This is a genomic window from Streptomyces palmae (assembly GCF_004684805.1).
Lineage (GTDB): Bacteria > Actinomycetota > Actinomycetes > Streptomycetales > Streptomycetaceae > Streptomyces > Streptomyces palmae.
Genome location: NZ_SRID01000750.1, coordinates 1 through 899, shown reverse-complemented (window position 1 = coordinate 899; position 899 = coordinate 1). Strand labels below are relative to the sequence as shown.

Sequence of the window (899 nt, the reverse complement as noted above, 5' to 3'; positions counted from 1 at the left end):
ACCCGCGTCGCACCCCGCCCGCGGCCCCCGCCTGACTGCATGTCATCGTCCCGTACGCCGACCACGCGGCCGTACGGGCGACGGTGCGGGCGCTCCGGTGGCCGCGGTGGGGCGTACCACCGCAATCTGGGAGGTATGCGTACCACTCTCCCCGATCGCCCCGGGTCCGGGCCCGCGGAACCGTTCGAGGCCGCGCGGCGTCCGAGCGGCATGGCGAACACAGTGAACCGGCCGGTCGCCCCGGCTCCCTCCCGCAAGCCCGCCGTACTGGCGGCCACCCTGCTCGGCGCGGTGCTGGCGGTGCTGCTCAGCGGCTGCGGCCAGCAGTCGGCCGACGCCGACCCGGCTCGGACGGACGACCGGTCGACCGGCGCCTCCCAGCCGGCGGACGCCACCTCCGGCCAGGGATCGCGGATCGACACCGGGACCGTCTACTTCCATTCCGGGGCGGCCCCCACCCCCGAGGTCCGCCAGGTGATCGAGAACCGCGAGCAGTTGGACGCCTTCGCGCGGCGGTTCGGCTCCGCGCGCGGTCAGGAGATCACCGCCCGCGCCGAGCGCGCCGACTTCTCCCGCCAGGTCCTGGTCGGCTGGTCGGTCACGACCGGGTGCGCCACCTGGCCGTCCGCCACCCTGCACCGTTCGGGCGACACCCTCGGGGTGGTCCCGGGAGCGCACCACGCTCCCCCGCGGGAGTGCCTCGCCGCACAGCACGCCCTGGCCGTCTTCGCGGTGCCCCGCGAGAAGATGCCGGAGCATCCGCGTCTGACCCATTGACCCGCCCCCGGTCTCGGCTCTAGATCCTTCCGTGGAGCGCCTGCCGCCCCCCGTTCATCCGGAAGGAGCCGCACGTGCACGATGACCAGTCCGAGCCGTCCTCCCACCACCCCGTCCCGCAC

1 protein-coding gene is annotated in these 899 nt (G+C 74.9%); it reads left to right on the top strand.

Annotated features, from left to right (window positions below):
- Nucleotides 1-210 precede the first annotated feature (210 nt).
- Entirely contained in the window at nucleotides 211-777 is a 567-nt protein-coding gene (locus E4099_RS32475) for a hypothetical protein (RefSeq protein WP_135342655.1), read from the top strand.
- Nucleotides 778-899: the final 122 nt, after the last annotated feature.

Excerpts from the sequence above, each read along its gene's own strand:
- E4099_RS32475 (WP_135342655.1), top strand. The coding sequence starts at position 211 with ATGGCGAACACAGTGAACCGGCCGGTCGCCCCGGCTCCCTCCCGCAAG.